17 protein-coding genes are annotated in these 16,542 nt (G+C 68.1%); 7 read left to right on the top strand and 10 right to left on the bottom strand.

From position 1 onward, the window contains the following. Positions 1-103 precede the first annotated feature (103 nt). Entirely contained in the window at positions 104-643 is a 540-nt protein-coding gene (locus tag AAN986_RS13985; RefSeq protein ID WP_241150404.1) for a MarR family transcriptional regulator, read from the bottom strand. Positions 644-765: 122 nt separating this feature from the next. Here AAN986_RS13985 and AAN986_RS13980 point away from each other — a divergent pair, with 122 nt between their 5' ends. Together AAN986_RS13980 and AAN986_RS13975 are read left to right on the top strand one after the other, a co-directional pair. Beyond that, a complete protein-coding gene (locus AAN986_RS13980; protein WP_016446007.1) occupies positions 766-1,746 on the top strand; it encodes a tripartite tricarboxylate transporter substrate binding protein in 981 nt (326 codons plus the stop codon). Positions 1,747-1,796: 50 nt separating this feature from the next. Then, positions 1,797-3,035 (top strand): flavin-dependent oxidoreductase, encoded by a 1,239-nt coding sequence (locus tag AAN986_RS13975; protein WP_043791955.1) that lies wholly within the window; start codon positions 1,797-1,799, stop codon positions 3,033-3,035. Between the two features lie 427 nt (positions 3,036-3,462). Here the strand turns inward: AAN986_RS13975 and AAN986_RS13970 are convergent, their stop codons facing one another. The 5 genes from AAN986_RS13970 to AAN986_RS13950 all read right to left on the bottom strand — a co-directional run bounded on the left by AAN986_RS13970 (position 3,463) and on the right by AAN986_RS13950 (position 8,286). Then, on the bottom strand, positions 3,463-4,500 hold the full coding sequence (locus AAN986_RS13970) for a tripartite tricarboxylate transporter substrate binding protein (RefSeq protein ID WP_047218631.1): 1,038 nt from the start codon (positions 4,498-4,500) through the stop codon (positions 3,463-3,465). 116 nt (positions 4,501-4,616) lie between these two features. Next, positions 4,617-5,258, bottom strand: a complete 642-nt coding sequence (maiA, locus tag AAN986_RS13965) for a maleylacetoacetate isomerase (protein ID WP_047218632.1) — start codon at positions 5,256-5,258, stop codon at positions 4,617-4,619. Positions 5,259-5,277: 19 nt separating this feature from the next. Next, the gene (locus tag AAN986_RS13960) at positions 5,278-5,985 is read right to left on the bottom strand and encodes a fumarylacetoacetate hydrolase family protein (RefSeq protein WP_047218695.1); all 708 of its coding nucleotides are present in this window, start codon (positions 5,983-5,985) and stop codon (positions 5,278-5,280) included. 38 nt (positions 5,986-6,023) lie between these two features. Beyond that, positions 6,024-7,061, bottom strand: a complete 1,038-nt coding sequence (locus tag AAN986_RS13955) for a cupin domain-containing protein (RefSeq protein WP_047218633.1) — start codon at positions 7,059-7,061, stop codon at positions 6,024-6,026. Positions 7,062-7,077: 16 nt separating this feature from the next. After that, positions 7,078-8,286, bottom strand: coding sequence for a 3-hydroxybenzoate 6-monooxygenase (locus tag AAN986_RS13950; protein WP_047218634.1), 1,209 nt, complete (start codon positions 8,284-8,286; stop codon positions 7,078-7,080). Between the two features lie 204 nt (positions 8,287-8,490). Between AAN986_RS13950 and AAN986_RS13945 the strand changes: the two genes are divergently transcribed. The 5 genes from AAN986_RS13945 (at position 8,491) to AAN986_RS13925 (ending at position 11,766) form a co-directional block, all read left to right on the top strand. Next, positions 8,491-9,027, top strand: a complete 537-nt coding sequence (locus AAN986_RS13945; RefSeq protein ID WP_012205532.1) for a MarR family winged helix-turn-helix transcriptional regulator — start codon at positions 8,491-8,493, stop codon at positions 9,025-9,027. A gap of 14 nt (positions 9,028-9,041) precedes the next feature. Then, a complete protein-coding gene (locus tag AAN986_RS13940) occupies positions 9,042-9,944 on the top strand; it encodes a LysR family transcriptional regulator (RefSeq protein ID WP_013802476.1) in 903 nt (300 codons plus the stop codon). A gap of 66 nt (positions 9,945-10,010) precedes the next feature. Next, positions 10,011-10,289: a type II toxin-antitoxin system RelE/ParE family toxin gene (locus AAN986_RS13935; protein WP_047218636.1), complete on the top strand. Its 279-nt coding sequence runs from the start codon at positions 10,011-10,013 to the stop codon at positions 10,287-10,289. Positions 10,290-10,301: 12 nt separating this feature from the next. Continuing rightward, on the top strand, positions 10,302-10,604 hold the full coding sequence (locus AAN986_RS13930; RefSeq protein WP_043791964.1) for a HigA family addiction module antitoxin: 303 nt from the start codon (positions 10,302-10,304) through the stop codon (positions 10,602-10,604). Between the two features lie 115 nt (positions 10,605-10,719). Then, complete coding sequence (locus AAN986_RS13925; RefSeq protein ID WP_047218637.1) at positions 10,720-11,766, top strand: patatin-like phospholipase family protein; 1,047 nt, start codon at positions 10,720-10,722, stop codon at positions 11,764-11,766. 21 nt (positions 11,767-11,787) lie between these two features. Here AAN986_RS13925 and glyA read toward each other — a convergent pair whose 3' ends face one another. Genes glyA through AAN986_RS13905 form a run of 4 tightly spaced genes read right to left on the bottom strand, consistent with a single transcriptional unit; the run spans position 11,788 to position 16,526 of the window. Beyond that, positions 11,788-13,071 (bottom strand): serine hydroxymethyltransferase, encoded by a 1,284-nt coding sequence (gene glyA / locus AAN986_RS13920; RefSeq protein WP_349335723.1) that lies wholly within the window; start codon positions 13,069-13,071, stop codon positions 11,788-11,790. Positions 13,072-13,117: 46 nt separating this feature from the next. Continuing rightward, the gene (locus AAN986_RS13915; RefSeq protein ID WP_209669350.1) at positions 13,118-14,356 is read right to left on the bottom strand and encodes an aspartate aminotransferase family protein; all 1,239 of its coding nucleotides are present in this window, start codon (positions 14,354-14,356) and stop codon (positions 13,118-13,120) included. 57 nt (positions 14,357-14,413) lie between these two features. Continuing rightward, entirely contained in the window at positions 14,414-15,265 is an 852-nt protein-coding gene (locus AAN986_RS13910) for a YggS family pyridoxal phosphate-dependent enzyme (protein ID WP_047218638.1), read from the bottom strand. 4 nt (positions 15,266-15,269) lie between these two features. Beyond that, positions 15,270-16,526 (bottom strand): benzoate/H(+) symporter BenE family transporter, encoded by a 1,257-nt coding sequence (locus tag AAN986_RS13905; protein WP_047218639.1) that lies wholly within the window; start codon positions 16,524-16,526, stop codon positions 15,270-15,272. Positions 16,527-16,542 lie beyond the last annotated feature (16 nt).

Here is a 16,542-nt window from a genome sequence, read left to right as displayed (position 1 = left end):
CAGTATGCATGTGCGTTTTTGCACATCGGCATGCCAAGTCGGCCACGCCAAAAAAACATGGCCTGCGGTGTTCGCAGGCCATGCGGGTTCAGGGCTTGAAGGCTCAGTCCGTACCGGTGGCCGGCAGGCGGTCGGCTGCAGCGGGACTGGAGTGGTGTACGGCGCGGGCGGCGGGCTTGTGCAGCGGCTCCAGCTTCACGCGGGCGCTGGCGCCCAGGCCGGACTCCAGCTTGGTCAGCAGGCGCAAAAGCTCCTGCAGTTCCTCGTCTTCCAGCGGAGAGACCAGGCGGTGATAGGCCTGGTCCACCAGCGGCACGCTGGCGGCCAGCAGGGCCCGGCCCTTTTCGGTGAGCGTGAGCTGGTGCTGGCGGCGGTCACGCGTGCTCAGCGCGCGGTGCACGTACTCGCGCTCTTCCAGCCCGCGCACCAGGCGCAGCGTGGTCACCTTGTCGAAGCCCATGGCGCGCGCCAGGGAGCTTTGGTCGGAGCCGGGGGAGGCGTCGATCAGCACCAGGGCGCCGTACTGTGGCGGCGTCAGTCCCAGGGGGCGGCATTGCTCTTCAAAAATGCCGACCGAAATCTGGTGGGCGCGCCGCAGCAAAAAGCCAGGGCGCTGATATAGCGGCAGTGGTGCAGGCGTCATCGTGTCCATATGCGTCTAGTATTCTTGCAGAGATGTCCAGTATTCATTCGATTTCCACCAATTGTGCCCATTCTGGTGCATGATTACCATGCGTTTGCATGCTAACTACAAAAGAGGTCTACATGCGAAATTTTGTTGGCAGACGGCAATTTTTGAAGACAAGCGGATTGGGAGTATTGGGTTTACCCGTAGCAGGCGCCATCGCCAGCACCGAGAGTGTGCCTCTGAAATTGATTGTGCCTTTCACTCCGGGGACTGGAATCGACACGATTGCGCGAACGATCGGGCCTTTGCTGGCCAAGCGCCAGGGCCGGCCCGTGGTGGTGGAGAACAAGCCGGGCGCCTCTGGAAATATCGGAACCGAGGCCGTTGTGCGCTCGCCCGCCAATGGCCAGACGCTTTTGGTGACAGTGAATACCCTGGTGATGAACGCATCGCTGTATCCCAAATTGCCATTCAATCCGCTGACGGACCTCGAGCCTGTAACGTTGACCAGCTGGGGACAGCTGATTTTGGTGACGCCCACGGCCTCCGCCTATCAGACGGCGGCCGATCTGGTGAAGGCCGCCAAGGCCTCGCCGGGTCGCATCAATTACGCATCGCCGGGAGTGGGCACTCCGCACCATATGGCGATGGAGCTTTTCAAGAGCACGGCGGGCGTATCGATCACGCACATCCCTTATCGCGGAACAGGCCCGGCGCTGACGGACCTGCTGGGCGGCCAGGTGGAATGCATGTTCCTGCCCATTCATGTGGCATTGACGCATGTGAAGGCCGGCAAGCTGCGCGCGCTGGGCATTGGCAGCCAGCGGCGCCACCCGCTGCTGCCCGATGTGCCCACGCTCAAGGAGGCCAAGGCGGGCGATGTGAACGTGGATATGTGGTACGGCGTGTTTGCGCCGGCCGGCATGCCGGCGGACCAGGTCGATGCCCTCAATCGCGAGATCCGCGCGATTTTGGCGTCGGAGGAAGTCCGGCATGCCTTTGCGCCCCAGGGCATGGATCCGGCCGGCAGCACGCCGGCCGAGTTCAAGGCCCTGGTGCAAAAGGACGCCCGGCGCTGGGCCGATCTGGTCAAGGCGCGGGGGATTACCGCCGAGTAGGCGGGGCGGGCGCCAACAGCGCCCCTGGAGAAAGCATGGAGAGTCAGCGGATGAAAGTAGCGATCGTGGGGGGCGGCATCGGAGGCCTGTGCCTGGCATTGGCCCTGCATCAAAGAGGCATTGCCTGCGAAGTCTTCGAGGCCGTGCCCGAGGTCCGCGAGATCGGCGCGGGCATTACCCTGCTGCCGCATGCCATGCGCGAACTCAGCGACCTGGGCCTGCAGCCGCAGCTGGAGGCCCTGGCGATCGAGAACCTGGAGAGCGTGTTCTTCAACCGCTATGGCCAGTTCGTCTACCGCGAGCCGCGCGGCCGCCATGCCGGCTATGAGCTACCCGAGCTGGGCATCCACCGTGGCCGCCTGCACCGCGTTCTCTTCGAGGCCGCCGTGCAGCGCCTGGGCCCGGGTGCCGTGCACACGGGCCACCGCTGCGTGCGTGTGGACCAGTCGGCCCATGGCGCCACCGTGCATTTCGCGCCGGATGCCCAGGGCCATGTGCCGCCGTCGGCCACGGCCGACATCGTCGTGGCCTGCGATGGCGTCAACTCCGCCGTGCGGCGCCAGTTCTATCCGCAGGAGGAGCTGGCCTTCGGCGGCATCAACACCTGGCGCGGGGTCTCGCGCTTCAAGCCCATCCTCACGGGCAAGAGCTATCTGCGCATCGGCTCGGTCGATACCGGCAAGATGGTGATCTATCCCATCGAGGACAACGTCGATGGCCAGGGCATGCAGCGCATTAACTGGGTGGCCGAGATCCGCGACCCGCAGATGCGCATGAACGACTGGAATCGCGCCGGGCGCATGGAGGATGTGCTGGAGATTTTCGGCGGCTGGACCTTCGACTGGCTGGATGTGCCGGCCCTGATCCGCTCGGCCGAGACCATCTTCGAGTACCCCATGGTGGACAAGGACCCCGTGGACCAGTGGAGCTTCGGCCGCGTGACCCTGCTGGGCGATGCGGCCCACCCCATGTATCCGCGTGGCTCCAACGGCTCGGCCCAGGCCATGCGCGATGCGCGCGTGCTGGCCGACCTGCTGGCCGCCGATCCGCAGGGCGACCCGCTGGCGCTGCTGGCCGCCTATGAGGCCAGCCGCCTGCCCGCCACCAGCCAGGTGGTGCTGACCAACCGCTCCACGCCGCCCGACTTCATCATCATGAAGGCCGACGAACTCAGTGGCGGCCAGCCCTTCGGCCATATCGACGAGCTGATCAGCCAGGACGAGCTGCGCGCCATTGCCCGCCATTACGAGCAGGTGGCGGGGTTTGCGAATCCGCAGTCGCAAGGGTGAAGTGGTTGGGCAATGAGCTGGCTTGGCAGGTATTCAGTATTGCAGCCCGACTCTTTTTGGGTCCCTGCCGGGCGGTTGTTTTTCGAGGCCGGGTTTCGGCCCGGCGGCCGACCTCCTTTCTTGTCGCGCGACAAGAAAGGCGGCAAAGAAACGCGCCCAAATGCCCGCGTCCCCTTCGCTTCGCTACGGGGCAACCTGCGTCGTGGCGGTCGCGGGGTTCGCCGTGAAACTCACTTCGCGCTGCGCGCTACGTTCAGACAATCACGGCGAGTCAGTTGACGAAGCAGTCCTGTCCTTCGGCAGGACTGCAACCCCGCAACCGCCACGACGCAGGCACGGGCATATGGGGAGGAGGGGCCGGGGGCCGGGGGCCGGGGGGCGGGGGCGACAGGGCGCTACGCCCCGTTGCTTTGTCTATTCGGTGCTCTCAATCCAGGCTGATGTTCGCCTTCTGGATCAGCAGCTTGTACTGGTCCGCCTTGGTCCTGGCGAATTTCTCCATTTCCGGCACTTCCCAGGTGATGGGCTGGAAGGCGAAGGTGGCGAATTTCTCGCGCACCTGCGGGTCCTGCAGCACGGCGACCACGTCGGCATGGATCCTGTCGCGCAGGGCGGCGTCCACGCCCTTGGGCGCCAGCAGGGAGACGAAGGAGTTCACGATCAGCTCGGCGGGGCCACCCGATTCGGCCACGGTGGGCACGTCGGGCATCTGGGCGATGCGCTGGGGCGCGGCCACGGCCAGGTAGCGGATCTTGCCGGATTTGTAGATGCCCTGGCTGGAGGGGAGGCTGGCAAAGCTCCAGGCCGGATCGCCATTGGCCACCGAGGTGTAGAGCTGGCTGACCTCGCGGTAGGGCACATGGGTCATCTTGCTGCCGGTCAGGAAGTCCAGCCATTCGCCGCCCAGGTGGCCTGGGCTGCCCACGCCCCAGGAGCCGTAGCTGACCTTGCCGGGCTCGGACTTGGCCGCCTTGATCAGGTCGCCCATGCTCTTCCACGGCGAGTTCGTGGGCACGGCCACGAAGAAGGGCGTGAGGAACAGCGGCGCCACCGGGTCGAAGTGCTGCAGCGGATGGAAGTTGCGCTGCTTGTAGAGGTAGGGCAGGGCGGAGACATGTTCGCTGTCGAGCTGCAGCAGCGTGTAGCCGTCGGGCTTGGCGCGGCGTGCGGCTTCGATGGCGACAAAGCCGCCGCCGCCTGGGCGGTTGTCCACGGTCACGCCCTGCTTCCAGCGCGCGGCCAGTTTTTCTCCCACGATGCGCAGCACGGCGTCAGGGCCGCTGCCCACGGCAAAGGCCGTGATCACGGTGACGGGGCGCGTGGGAAAGCTGGTGGCGCTGCTGGAGCCTGCCTGTGCCCAGGCGCAATGCAGCGGGGCGATGGAGGCCAGCAGCAGGGCTGCGCCTGCAAGGGCCTTGCGGCGGGAGGGGGCGGCGTCGAGGCGGTTGGATGGGGATGCTTTCACAGTCTGTCTCCTGTTGGATCTGCTTTTTTCACTGCTTGCAATGCCCCGGTCCTTCTGGCGAGGACTCGGGGCGGGTTAGGGCTGCCGGCAAAGGTGCGGCGGGGTTCAGGCGAGGTTCAGCCGGCGTCAGGCTGTGCCAGGGGCGCGGCCTGCGCAAAGGCGGGCAGGGCCGCGCAGGCCCTGTCCACTGCGCTGATCAGCGGCCAGCGGTCCAGGTCCACGCCAAAGCGGCGTGCGCTTTCGATCTGGGGAACCAGGTAGACATCGGCCAGCGTGGGTGCGTGGCCGAAGCAGAAGTCGCCGCGCCGCGTGTCGCGGGCCAGCAGGGCTTCGATGGCGTCGAAGCCGTCGGCAATCCAGGTGGCGCACCAGGCATTGATGGCGGCTTCGTCCGCACCGAACTGGCGGCGCAGGGTCTGCAGGATGCGGCGGTTGTTGATGGGATGCACGTCGCAGCCCACGATGGCGGCCAGCGCGCGCACCTGGGCGCGGTCCTCGGGGTCGGCGGGCAGCAGCGGCGGCTTGGGGTGGCGCTCTTCCAGCCATTCGATGATGGCCGGCGACTGGATCAGCGTGCGGCCATCGTCCAGCGTCAGCGCCGGCACCAGGCCCTGCGGGTTGACCTGCTTGAACGGCGCCTGGGCCTGCTCGTCCACGCGCAGGTCCACGGGGAAGTAGTCAGCGCGCAGGCCCTTGAGGTTGAGCGCGATGCGCAGGCGGTGCGAGGTGCCGCTGCGGAAAAAGCTGTAGAGCTTCATGGTGGTGGTCTCCCCGGTCTTATTCAGGCTGGCCCACGGTGAGCGCGATCTCGCCCACGCCCTGCACATGGCCGGTGATGCGGTCGCCCGGCAGCACGGCGCCAACGCCTTCGGGCGTGCCCGTGTAGATCAGGTCGCCGGGCTGCAGGTGATAGAAAAGCGAGAGGTCGGCAATGATTTCGCGGATGTTCCAGATCAGCTTGTCCACGTCGGACTGCTGTTTTGTCTCGCCATTGACGGCCAGTGCAATGGCGCCGGATTCGATCACCTGGCCCGGCATGGGCACGATCTCGCTGGCCACCGAAGACTGCTCCACATCCTTGCCCAGGTCCCAGGGCCGGCCCTTGTCGCGCGCCACCAGCTGCAGGTCGCGGCGCGTCATGTCCAGGCCGCAGGCGTAGCCGTAGATGTGTTCATGGGCCTGGTCCGCCGCAATGCGAAAGCCCGCCTTGCCGATGGCCACCACCAGTTCCATCTCGAAGTGGTAGTTGTTCGTCTCGGGCGGGTAGGCCACGGTGGCACCCGACTCGGTCAGGGTGGAGGGAGCCTTGGTGAAGTAGAAGGGGCGCTCCACGCTCTTGTCCACCGGGCGGCCCATCTCGACGGCATGGGCGTGGTAGTTGCGGCCCACGAAGAACAGGCGGTTCACGGGCAGGCGCTGCGTGCTGCCGCGCACGGGCAGGGATTGGACGGGGGGCGGGGTCCAGAGGTATTGGGGGGCGGTCATGGTATTGGCGATGGGGGAGTAAAGAGACATCGGAGGATTCAAGGCCGGACCTCGTAGAGGCCCAGCTTTCGGTGCAAAGGCGCCTCGTCGGCCAGGAAGAGGAAGGCGGGCTCGCTGGCGCTGGCATTGGCCAGCGTGGCGGGCGCCCAGCCGGGCACGCAGCAGGTGTCGGCCGGGGCCAGGTCGAAGTGGCGGTCCACGGCGGCCACGCTGGCGCCGCCCTCGATGACATGGAACACGCAGGCCGGCGAGCGCGCGGGCAGCTGCAGCGTCTGGCCCGGGCGCAGCATCAGCGCGTAGAAGCCCAGGATGTTTTCGCAGTCGGCCCCGGTCTCGGGGTTGGTGTAGGCCAGCTGCACGCAGTCCAGATCGGGGCGGTCGGCGGCCAGCTCCAGCAGGGCGGCGCGCGCGTCCTTCCAGGGGTAGCGCAGCATGGGGTAGGCCTTGGCGCTGCGGGCGAACACCTGCGTGGGCGCCAGGCCGCCGCGCGCATATGCCCGGTCGCCACGGCCGGGCAGGGCGGGCTGGCGCGGGCCGTCCACGTGGTAGGTGACTTCCAGGTAGTAGGCCAGGGGCAGGTCCAGCACATCGAGCCAGACCACGGGCTCGTCGCCGTCATGGCCATGCTCGTGCCACAGGCCCGTGGGCGTGAGGATCAGGTCGCCGCGCTCCATGGGGCATTTCTCGCCGTCGACCAGGCTCCAGGCGCCCTGGCCTTCCACCACCATGCGCACGGCATTGGGCGTGTGGCGGTGCGAGGGCGCCCACTCGCCGGGCAGCAGCAGCTGCATGCCCAGGTAGATGGAGGAGCTGGCCTGCATCTTCTCCAGCCCATGGCCGGGGTTGGCCAGCACCAGCACGCGGCGCTCGGCCTTTTCGATGGGCGTCAGCTCGCCGGCCTGCATGAGCAGCGGGCGGATGGACTGGTACGGCCAGGCAATCGGCTGGGTGCGCGGGCGCGGCGTGTGCGGCGGCATCACGTTGCGCAGGCTGGGCCACAGCGGCACCAGGTTGTTGCGCGCGAGTTCGTCGCGGTAGTCCTGGGGCAGGTCTTCCAGGCGGCCAAGTTCTTGCATGGCGGTCTCCTTGTGTTCAGTCTTCGGCGAGGCAGGTTTCGGCCTTCCAGCCGTACAGCCATTCCATGGCGTCGTAGAAACGCTGGGGCGTGCGGCCCTTCCAGAGGTCGTTGCGCACCAGGCGCTCCACGCCGCTGGCGTGGAAGATGCGGCCCATCTCGCGCGCGGACAGCACCACGCGCGCCGTGCGGGCGATGCGCGAGCGCTCGTACAGCCGCAGCGCCTGCGGCCAGTCGTTGCCGCAGCGCTTGAGCGCCTGGCCCAGCGTCACCGCGTCTTCCAGCGCCATGCAGGCGCCCTGGGCGATGTATTGCAGCGTGGGGTGTGCGGCATCGCCCAGCAGCGTGGCGCGGCCGAAGCTCCACTGGCCAATGGGCTCGCGGTCGGCCGTGGCCCAGCGCTTCCAGCTTTTGGGCAGGTCTATGAGCTGGCGTGCGCGCGGGCAGCAGTCGCGGTAGTAGCTTTGCACCTCTTGGCGGCTGCCTTCGCGCACGCCCCATTCCTCCTGCTCGCGGCTGTGGAAGGTGACGACCACGTTGTACTGCTCGCCGCCGCGCAGCGGGTAGTGCACCAGGTGGTAGTTGGGGCCGACCCAGATGCTGGCCGCGTTCCAGCGCAGGTCCTCGGGGAAGTCGTTCTTCTCCACCACGGCGCGGTACACCACGTGGCCGGAGACACGCGCCGCATCGCCCACGTACTGCTGGCGTACCACGGACTTCACGCCATCGGCGCCGATCAGGGCCTGGCCCACATGGACCTGGCCGTGTTGGTCGCGCACGGTGACGGTGTCACCCTCCTGCTGCACGGCTTCGATGCGCGTGCCCGTCAGCGTCTCGATTTGGCCGTGGGTGCGCGCGCCTTCGAGCAGCGAGGTGTGGATGTCGGCGCGGTGGATCACCGCATACGGGTTGCCGAAGCGGGCGCGAAACGCCTCGCCCGTGGGAATGCGGCCGACCAGCCGCTCATCGAGCGCGTCGTGCATCACCATCTCGTCGGTATAGACCGCGCGGCCACGGGCCAGCTCGCCAATGCCCAGCGCGTCGAAGGCCGCGAATGCGTTGGGCCCCAGCTGTATGCCGGCGCCGATCTCGCCCAGCTGCGGCGCCTGCTCCAGCACCTTGACGGCGAATCCCTGGCGCGCCAGGGCCAGCGCGGCCGCCACGCCGCCAATGCCGCCGCCTGCCACAAGAACGGGCAGCGCCCGGGAAGAAATGCTGGTGCTCATGGATGTCCTGTGCTTCGTGGTGCGTGTCGCCAGCCTGCGGGTCAGCTGCGTCGCGACTAATTAAACAGTATGCTGACGATGAGTGTAGTGTTGATTTGCATCAGGCCAGCCTGGGGTTTCCCTGGATGCAGGCAAAACGGCGGTGGACAGCGTGTCCGGGTGAATCACCTGTCCGCCAGCCAACGCCAACGGAGGGCGCGGTTCATGCGAACATCTGCGCTTGCCCGCAGGGACCCGGAAAAGAGCGCAATGGCCATGGACTACCAACCCGCAGAACTAGAAAACTACCCCGGCTACCACATCCGCCGCCTGCAGCAGATCGCGGTAGCCGTCTTCATGGAGGAGACCCAGGAATTCGGCGTGACCCCCGTGCAGTACGCGGCGCTGTCTGCCGTGCTGCGCCAGCCCGGCGTGGACCAGCGCACGCTGGCGCGGATGATCGGTTTCGACACCTCCACCATTGGCAGCGTCATCGACCGGCTGGAGGCGCGCGGCCTCATGGTGCGCAACACCAGCCCGGCCGACCGGCGCGTGCGCCTGCTGTCGGTCACCGCGGAAGGCGCCGCGCTGCTGGCCGCTGCCGAGCCCTCGGTGCTGCGGGCCCAGCAGCGCATGCTGGAGCCGCTGCCGCAGGAGCAGCGGGGCCTGTTCATGGACATGATGGCCGTCCTGGTGCGGCAAAACGACGAGCTGGCGCGTGCGCCCAGCACGCTGGCCGCGCGCCGCGCCGCAGCCGACTGAGGCGGCCTCGACCCATGGACTGGGACCACCTGAGATTCTTTGGCGAGCTGGCGCGCAGCGGCAGCATGGCCGCCGCCGCGCGGCAGCTGGGCGTGGAGCACACCACGGTGTCGCGCCGCATCCAGGCCCTGGAAAAGCAGCTGGGGGCCGTGCTCTTCGAGCGCGAAGCGGGCCAATGGCGGCCCACGGAGGCCGGCCGACAGCTGCTGGGCGTGGCAGACGCCATGCAGCGCGCCGCAGCCGGGCTGGAGCGCATGCCGCTGGCGGCGGAATCCACCAGCCAGGGCCCGTCCGGCCTGGTGCGCGTGGGCGCCACGGAGGGCTTCGGCACCCAGCTGCTGGCCCCGCAGCTGGCCGCGCTGACGCAGCGCCATCCGCTGCTGAGCATCGACCTGCTGGCCCTGCCGCGCCTGCTGCACCTGTCGCGGCGCGAGGCGGACATCGTCATCTCGCTGGAGCGCCCCACGCGCGGCTCGGCCGTGGTCACCAAGCTCACGGACTACCGGCTGTTCCTCTACGGCCAGCGCGAATACCTTGCGCGCCGTCCGCTGGTGGCGCGCACCGAGGACCTGCGCCACCACAGCTTCATCCACTATGTGGACGACCTGCTGTTCACGCGCGAGCTGCAGCTGCTGTCCACCCTGTTCCAGCCCGAGCGCTTTGCCTTTCGCAGCACCAGCATCACCGCCCAGTACGAGGCCGTGCGCGCCGGCGCCGGCCTGGCCGTGCTGCCCGCCTTCATCGCCGACCGCGACCCCGTGCTCAGCCGCGTGCTGCCCGCCGAGGCCTGCTTCACCCGCACCTTCTGGATGAGCATGCCCTCGGATGCCCGGCAGGTTCAGCGCATCGAGGCGGTCTGGGGGTTTCTGAGGGAGGCTGTGCAGGGGATGCGGGAACTGCTCAGTCCCCGGAGTTGATGCAAGAGGGCCTAACTGCAGGCGGGGTAAGCATCAGCTAATAACGGGAGTCGTTATTATTGATCCATGATCCTCGATTTCAGATGTGCAGACACCCAGGCATTGATGCTTGGCAAGCGCGTTGCGCGGTTCGCCAACCTGGAGGTCGCTGCCATGCGCAAGCTTGTGCAGCTGAACGCAGCGACCTCCCTGGAGTTCCTGCGCATTCCGCCAGGCAACAGACTGGAGGCTCTTCAAGGAAGCCGCAGGGGCCAGTACAGCATTCGGATCAATGAGCAATGGCGCCTTTGCTTCGTCTGGGCAGATGGCCATGCCAGCCAGGTCGAGATCGTGGATTACCACTGAAAGGACTACAACATGACCCGCGAAGTCAAATGGCCGCACCCAGGAGAAATCCTGATGCAGGAGTGGCTCGAACCCATGGGCCTGAGCCAGTACGCGTTGGCAAAGGCCATCGATGTGCCGCCCCGGCGCATCAACGAGATCGTGAAGGGCATGCGCGGCATCACGGCGGATACGGCGCTGCGCCTTGCGGTCTTCTTTGGCACGGACGCGCAAAGCTGGCTCAACCTGCAGTCCGACTACGACCTTGCCGAAGCCCGCGATGCCATGGCGGACGTGCTGGCGCGAATCCAGCGGTTTGAGCCCACGCATCCCTGAGCGACCTCAGGACGCCCTCTGCCGTCCGCAGCATGATGCGTCTCCGGCGGTGGTTTGCCCCTGCCGCTATACTGCCCGCCCCGAATCTCGTCATCCGACAGCAGGATCTTCCGGCATGCACCTCCAAGCCCTTTTGCGTCCACTGGTGTACCTGAGCCTGGCGGGGCTGGCCGCTTGCGGCAGCAACCCGCCCAGCCCCTCGGCGGCCACGCCCGAGTCCACGCCCACCGTGCCGGGCACACCCGTGGCCCCTATCAGGATCGGTCTGGCCCTGGGCGGCGGGGCCGTGAAGGGCTTTGCCCACATCGGGGTCATCAAGATGCTGGAAGCCAATGGCCTTGCGCCTGCGGTGGTGTCCGGCACCAGCGCGGGCAGCGTGGTGGGGGCGCTGTATGCGAGCGGCATGAACGCCTTCGAGCTGCAGGAAAAGGCCGTGGCGCTGGATGAGACCAGGATCCGCGACCTGCAGCTGTCCTCGGGCGGCCTGCTGGTGGGCCAGAAGCTGGAAGACTATGTGAACGAACAGGTGGGCCGCAAGCCGCTGGAGCAACTGGCCAAGCCCTTCGTGGCCGTGTCCACGCGGCTGGAAGACGGCGAGCGCACCGTGTTCGCGCGCGGCAATACGGGGCAGGCGGTGCGTGCCTCCAGCAGCATTCCGGGTGTGTTCCAGCCCGTGGCCATCGGCAAGTTCCACTTCGTCGATGGCGGCATCACCAGCCCCGTGCCCGTGGACGCCGCGCGCCAGCTGGGCGCCGATCTGGTGATCGCCGTGGACATCTCCAACAAGGCCCGTGGCAAGGCGCCCGAGAACATGCTGGGCGCCCTGGGCCAGTCCATTGCCATCATGGGCCAGAAGCTGGGCCAGGCCGAGCTGGCCCGCGCCGACATCACCATCCGCCCCAAGGTGCTGGACATCGGCCCGGCCGACTTCACCCAGCGCGCCAGCGCCATTCTTGAGGGCGAAAAGGCCGCCGTGGCCGCCATGCCCCAGATCCGCGAGCGCATCGCCCAGCTGCAGGCCGAGCGCGTCAAGGCCGCGAAGCTGGCCCAGCAAAAGGCGGCCGAAGCCCAGCACCAGGCCTGCCTGGACCAGCGCTCGCGCATGCAGAAGCTGGCGGAGATGGCGGGGATGGACGGCGCCTGCGCCAACCCCAACCCCTGATCCACCACGGCTGCGCGCGGGCTATCCGTACACCGGATAGCGGCTGCACAGCTCCGTCACCTGATCGCGCACCTGCGCCGCCACCTTGGCAAAGCGGGCGCCTTCCTGCGCGTCCAGCGCATCGAGCGCATCGAGCACATCGCACAGCCAGCCGGCCAGCTGTTCGCACTGCGCCTGGCCGAAGCCGCGCGTGGTGACGGCGGGCGTGCCTATGCGCAGGCCCGAGGTCACGAAGGGCGAGCGCGGGTCGTTGGGCACGGTGTTCTTGTTGGTGGTGATGTGCGCTTCGCTGAGCGCGGCGTCGGCATCCTTGCCGGTGTAGCTGCGGTCGGACAGGTCGATCAGCATCAGGTGGTTGTCCGTGCCGCCCGAGACGATGCGGTAGCCGCGCTGCTGGATCACGGCGGCCATGGCGCGGGCGTTGGCCAGCACCTGGCGCTGATAGGCCTTGAACCCGGGCTGCAGCGCCTCCTTGAAGGCGACGGCCTTGGCGGCGATCACATGCATCAGCGGCCCGCCCTGCACGCCGGGGAACACGGCCGAGCTCAGGCGGCGGTTGAAGGTTTCGTCCTGTCCCTTGGACAGGATCAGGCCGCCGCGCGGGCCGCGCAGCGTCTTGTGCGTGGTGCTGGTGACCACATGCGCGTGGGGCAGGGGGCTGGGGTATTCGCCCGCGGCCACCAGGCCTGCGACATGGGCCATGTCCACCCAGAACACGGCGCCCACCTTGTCGGCAATGGCGCGCATGCGGGCCCAGTCCTTGTGGCGCGAGTAGGCAGAGAAGCCGCCGATGAGCATGCGGGGCCGGTGCTCCAGGGCGATGCGCTCCATCTCGTCGTAGTCGATCAGGCCCGTGGCGGGGTCCAGGCCGTAGGGGACGATGCGGTAGTGGCGGCCCGAGAAGTTGGACGGGTTGCCATGCGTCAGGTGGCCGCCCTGGGCCAGGTTCATGCCCATGACGGTGTCGCCGGGCTGGGCCAGCGCCAGGAACACGGCGGCATTGGCCTGGGCGCCGGCATGGGGCTGCACGTTGGCGTAGTCGCAGTCGAACAGCGCCATGGCGCGTTCCACGGCCAGGCGCTCGGCCACGTCCACGTTCTCGCAGCCGCTGTAGTAGCGCTTGCCGGGGTAGCCCTCGGCGTACTTGTTGGTGAAGACCGAGTTCTGCACCGCCATCACCAGCGGGCTGGCGTAGTTTTCGGAGGCGATGAGTTCCACATGGTCTTCCTGGCGGCGTTTCTCGCTCTGGATGGCCTTGGCCAGCTGCAGGTCGAAGTCGGCCAGGGTCAGGGATGCGTCGTACATGGGTGAATGGTTCCTGTATTGGGGCAAGGGCTGTAGGGAGGGATGGTCATGCAGCCGCCAGCTGGCCTGCGGCGGGTGCGCCTGCCTGCGCGGCGCTGGCCGGCTCCAGCAGGCAGGCCACGCGGGCGACGATGTCGTCGATCTGGCGCTCGTCGCAGATCAGCGGCGGCAGCAGGCGGATGGTGGATTCGCGCGTCACCGTGATCAGCAGGCGCTGCTGGGCCAGCGCGCGGCCCACCAGGTCCTGGCAGTTGCGGTTCAGCTCGATGCCCACCATCAGGCCCTGGCCGCGCACGGCCAGCACGTCGGGGTGGCCGTGCAGCGCCTGCTGCAGGCCGTTGAGCAGGCGCCGGCCCAGTTGCCTGGCGCGGCCGGGGATGTCCTCGGTCTCCATGATGTCCAGCACCGTGCAGCCCACGCGGCAGGCCAGCGGGTTGCCGCCAAAGGTGGAGCCATGCTGGCCGGGCGAGATCAGGTCGGCCGCAGGCCCGCGTGCCAGGCAGGCGCCGATCGGAATGCCGTTGCCCAGGGCCTTGGCCAGGGTCATCACATCGGGGGCGATGCCCGCGTGCTGGTGGCCGAACCAGGCGCCGGTGCGTCCCAGGCCGGTCTGGATCTCGTCGAGCATCAGCAGCCAGCCATGCCGGTCGCACAGGCTGCGCAGCTGGCGCAGGTAGTCGGGGCTTGCCAGGCGGATGCCGCCTTCGCCCTGCACGGGCTCGATCAGCACGGCCACGATGTCGCCATGCTGGGCGGCGGCGTGGTGCACGGCCGCGATGTCGTCATAGGGCACGCGCACGAAGCCCGGCATCAGCGGCTCGAAGCCGCGCTGCTTGGCCGGGTTGCCCGTGGCCGACAGCGTGGCCAGCGTGCGGCCGTGAAAGCCGTTGTCCATCACCAGGATCTGCGGCCGCGCCACCTGCCTGCGGTGGCCGTGCAGGCGCGCCAGCTTGAGCGCGGCCTCGTTGGCCTCGGCGCCGGAGTTGCAGAAAAAGGCCGTCTCCATGCCGGCCAGGGCGCACAGGCGCTGGCCCAGGCGTTCCTGCCAGTCGATGCGGAACACGTTGGAGGTGTGCAGCAGCAGGCCGGCCTGCTCGGCGATCACGGCGGCGATCTCCGGGTGCGCGTGGCCCAGGGCGGTCACGGCCACGCCCGCAATGGCGTCCAGGTATTCGGTGCCGTGCTCGTCCCAGAGCCGGGCCCCACGGCCACGGACGAAGGAGACGGGCTGGCGGGCATAGGCCTTCATCAGGCGGGAATCAAGGGGTTGCATGGCTTTTTGCATGTCAAGGTCCTCAAGCGGGGTCAGGGTTGAATCGAAAAGGGTGGCGAGGGGGCGCGTTCAGGGCAGCGCCAGGGCGGCGGGATCAGGGCCGCCGGCGGGCCAGTAGAAGCTGTCCGGCTGGGCGCGGGCGCCGAAGATGGCCTGGCCCACGCGCACCACGGTGGCGCCTTCCTCGATGGCGATCTCGAAGTCGCCGGACATGCCCATGGACAGTTCATCCAGCGAGATGCCCGCCGGCGCGCCCTGGCGCAGCTGGTCGCGCAGGCTGCGCAGCAGCACGAAGCACTGGCGCACGCGCTCGGCCTCGCTGGAGAACAGGGCCAGCGTCATCAGGCCGCGCACGCGCAGCGCACTGAAGGCGGGCAGGGCCTGGAGGAATCCCTGCACCTCGTCGGGCGGCAGGCCGTACTTGCTGGCCTCGCCCGAGGTGTTGACCTGCACGAACACGTCCAGCGCCCGGCCTTCGGCCTGCAGGCGGCGGTCCAGCGCCTCGGCCACGCGCAGGTTGTCCAGCGCCTGGAACTCGCTGGCAAAGCGTGCCACGAGCTTTGCCTTGTTGGTCTGCAGGTGGCCGATGACGGACCACTGCAGATCGGCCAGGTCCTGCATGGCCTCCCATTTGCCGAAGGCTTCCTGCACCTTGTTCTCGCCCAGCATGCGGCAGCCCGCCGCGTGGGCCAGGCGCAGGCTGGATTCGGGCTTGGTCTTGCTCACGGGCAGCAGGCGCACGCTGGCCGGGTCGCGCCCTGCGCGGCGGCAGGCAGCGGTCATGCGCGCCTGCACGGTGGCCAGGTTGTGCCGGAAATCGTCCACCGTCTCGGCCTGGGGGTAGCGGCCGTGCTGGTCGTGGCGGGTCAGGGTGTCGGCGGCTTGGGCGGTGCCGCCGGTGGTGTCTTGTGTCGCAAGCATGGTTTCAGCTCCTTTTGATGGCGGCATCGGCGGCGGGCACGTTGCCGGTGCCCGCCTCGCTGCGGGCGGCCCGGCGCGGCCACTGGCCGTTGAGCACGGCATGAGCCACCAGACCGATGACCAGGCCCCAGAAGGCGCCGCCTATGCCCAGCATGGAAATGTTGGCGGCGGCGGCCAGGAAGGTGATCAGCGAGGCCTCGCGGGTTTTGGCGTCGGCCAGCGCATTGGCCAGGCTGCCGCCGATGGTGCCCAGCAGCGCCAGACCCGCCAGCGTGGTGATGAAGGTGGCCGGGAACGCCATGAACACGGCCGCCAGCGTGACGCCGAACACGCCCACCAGGATGTAGAACACGCCCGCAGCGATGCCTGCGATCCAGCGCCTGGACGGCTCTTCATGCGCCTCCTTGCCCGTGCAGATGGCGGCCGTGATGGCGGCGATGTTGAAGGCGTGCGAGCCGAACGGCGCCATCAGCAGCGAGCCCAGGCCCGTCAGCGTGACGATGGGGTTGGCGCTGGTCCTGAAGCCGTCGTTGCGCAGCACCAGCATGCCGGGCATGTACTGGCCGGTCAGCGTGATCAGGAACAGCGGCAGGGCCACGCTCAGCAGGGCGTTGAGCGTGAATTCCGGCCGCGTGAACACGGGCGCCGCGAATTGCAGCTGCAGCCCGGACAGGTCCACACGGTCCTGCGCCAGCAGGAACGCCAGGCCCAGCGCCAGGATGCCGACCACCGCATAGCGCGCCGTGAGCCGCTTGAGCAGCACATAGGCCACGATCAACAGGCCGGCCAGCACCGGGTCCACGCTCATGCCGCCAAAGGCCTTGATGCCGAACTGCAGCAGGATGCCCGCCAGCAGGCCCGAGGCCACGCCGGGCGGAATCAGCCGGATCACGCGCTCGAACCAGCCCGACAGTCCCAGCACCACGAAGGCCGCGGCCGACACCACATAGGCGCCCACGGCCTCGGCATACGGCGTGGTGGCCAGGGCCGTCACCAGGAAGGCGGCGGCCGGCGTGGACCAGGCCGTGATGATGGGCTCGCGCGAGAGCCAGCTGAGCACCAGCCCGGTGACGCCCACGCCAATCGAAATCGACCACACCCACGAAGCCGTGAGTTCCGGGCTCAGGCCGGCCACCTTGGCGGCCTGGAACACCAGGATGAAGGTGCCGCCGTAGTTGACGATGACCGAGATCAGCCCGGCCACAACGGGGTGGATGAGGTCGCTGAAGCGAAGGGGTGAGTGTGTGTCTGATGAAGGCATGGTCTTCTCGTTTTCC

The sequence above is a fragment of the Delftia sp. DS1230 genome (genome assembly GCF_040112715.1).
Classification (GTDB): Bacteria; Pseudomonadota; Gammaproteobacteria; order Burkholderiales; family Burkholderiaceae_C; genus Comamonas; species Comamonas tsuruhatensis.
The sequence above is the reverse complement of the archived record's forward strand: the minus strand, read 5'-3'. Positions and strand labels throughout refer to the sequence as shown.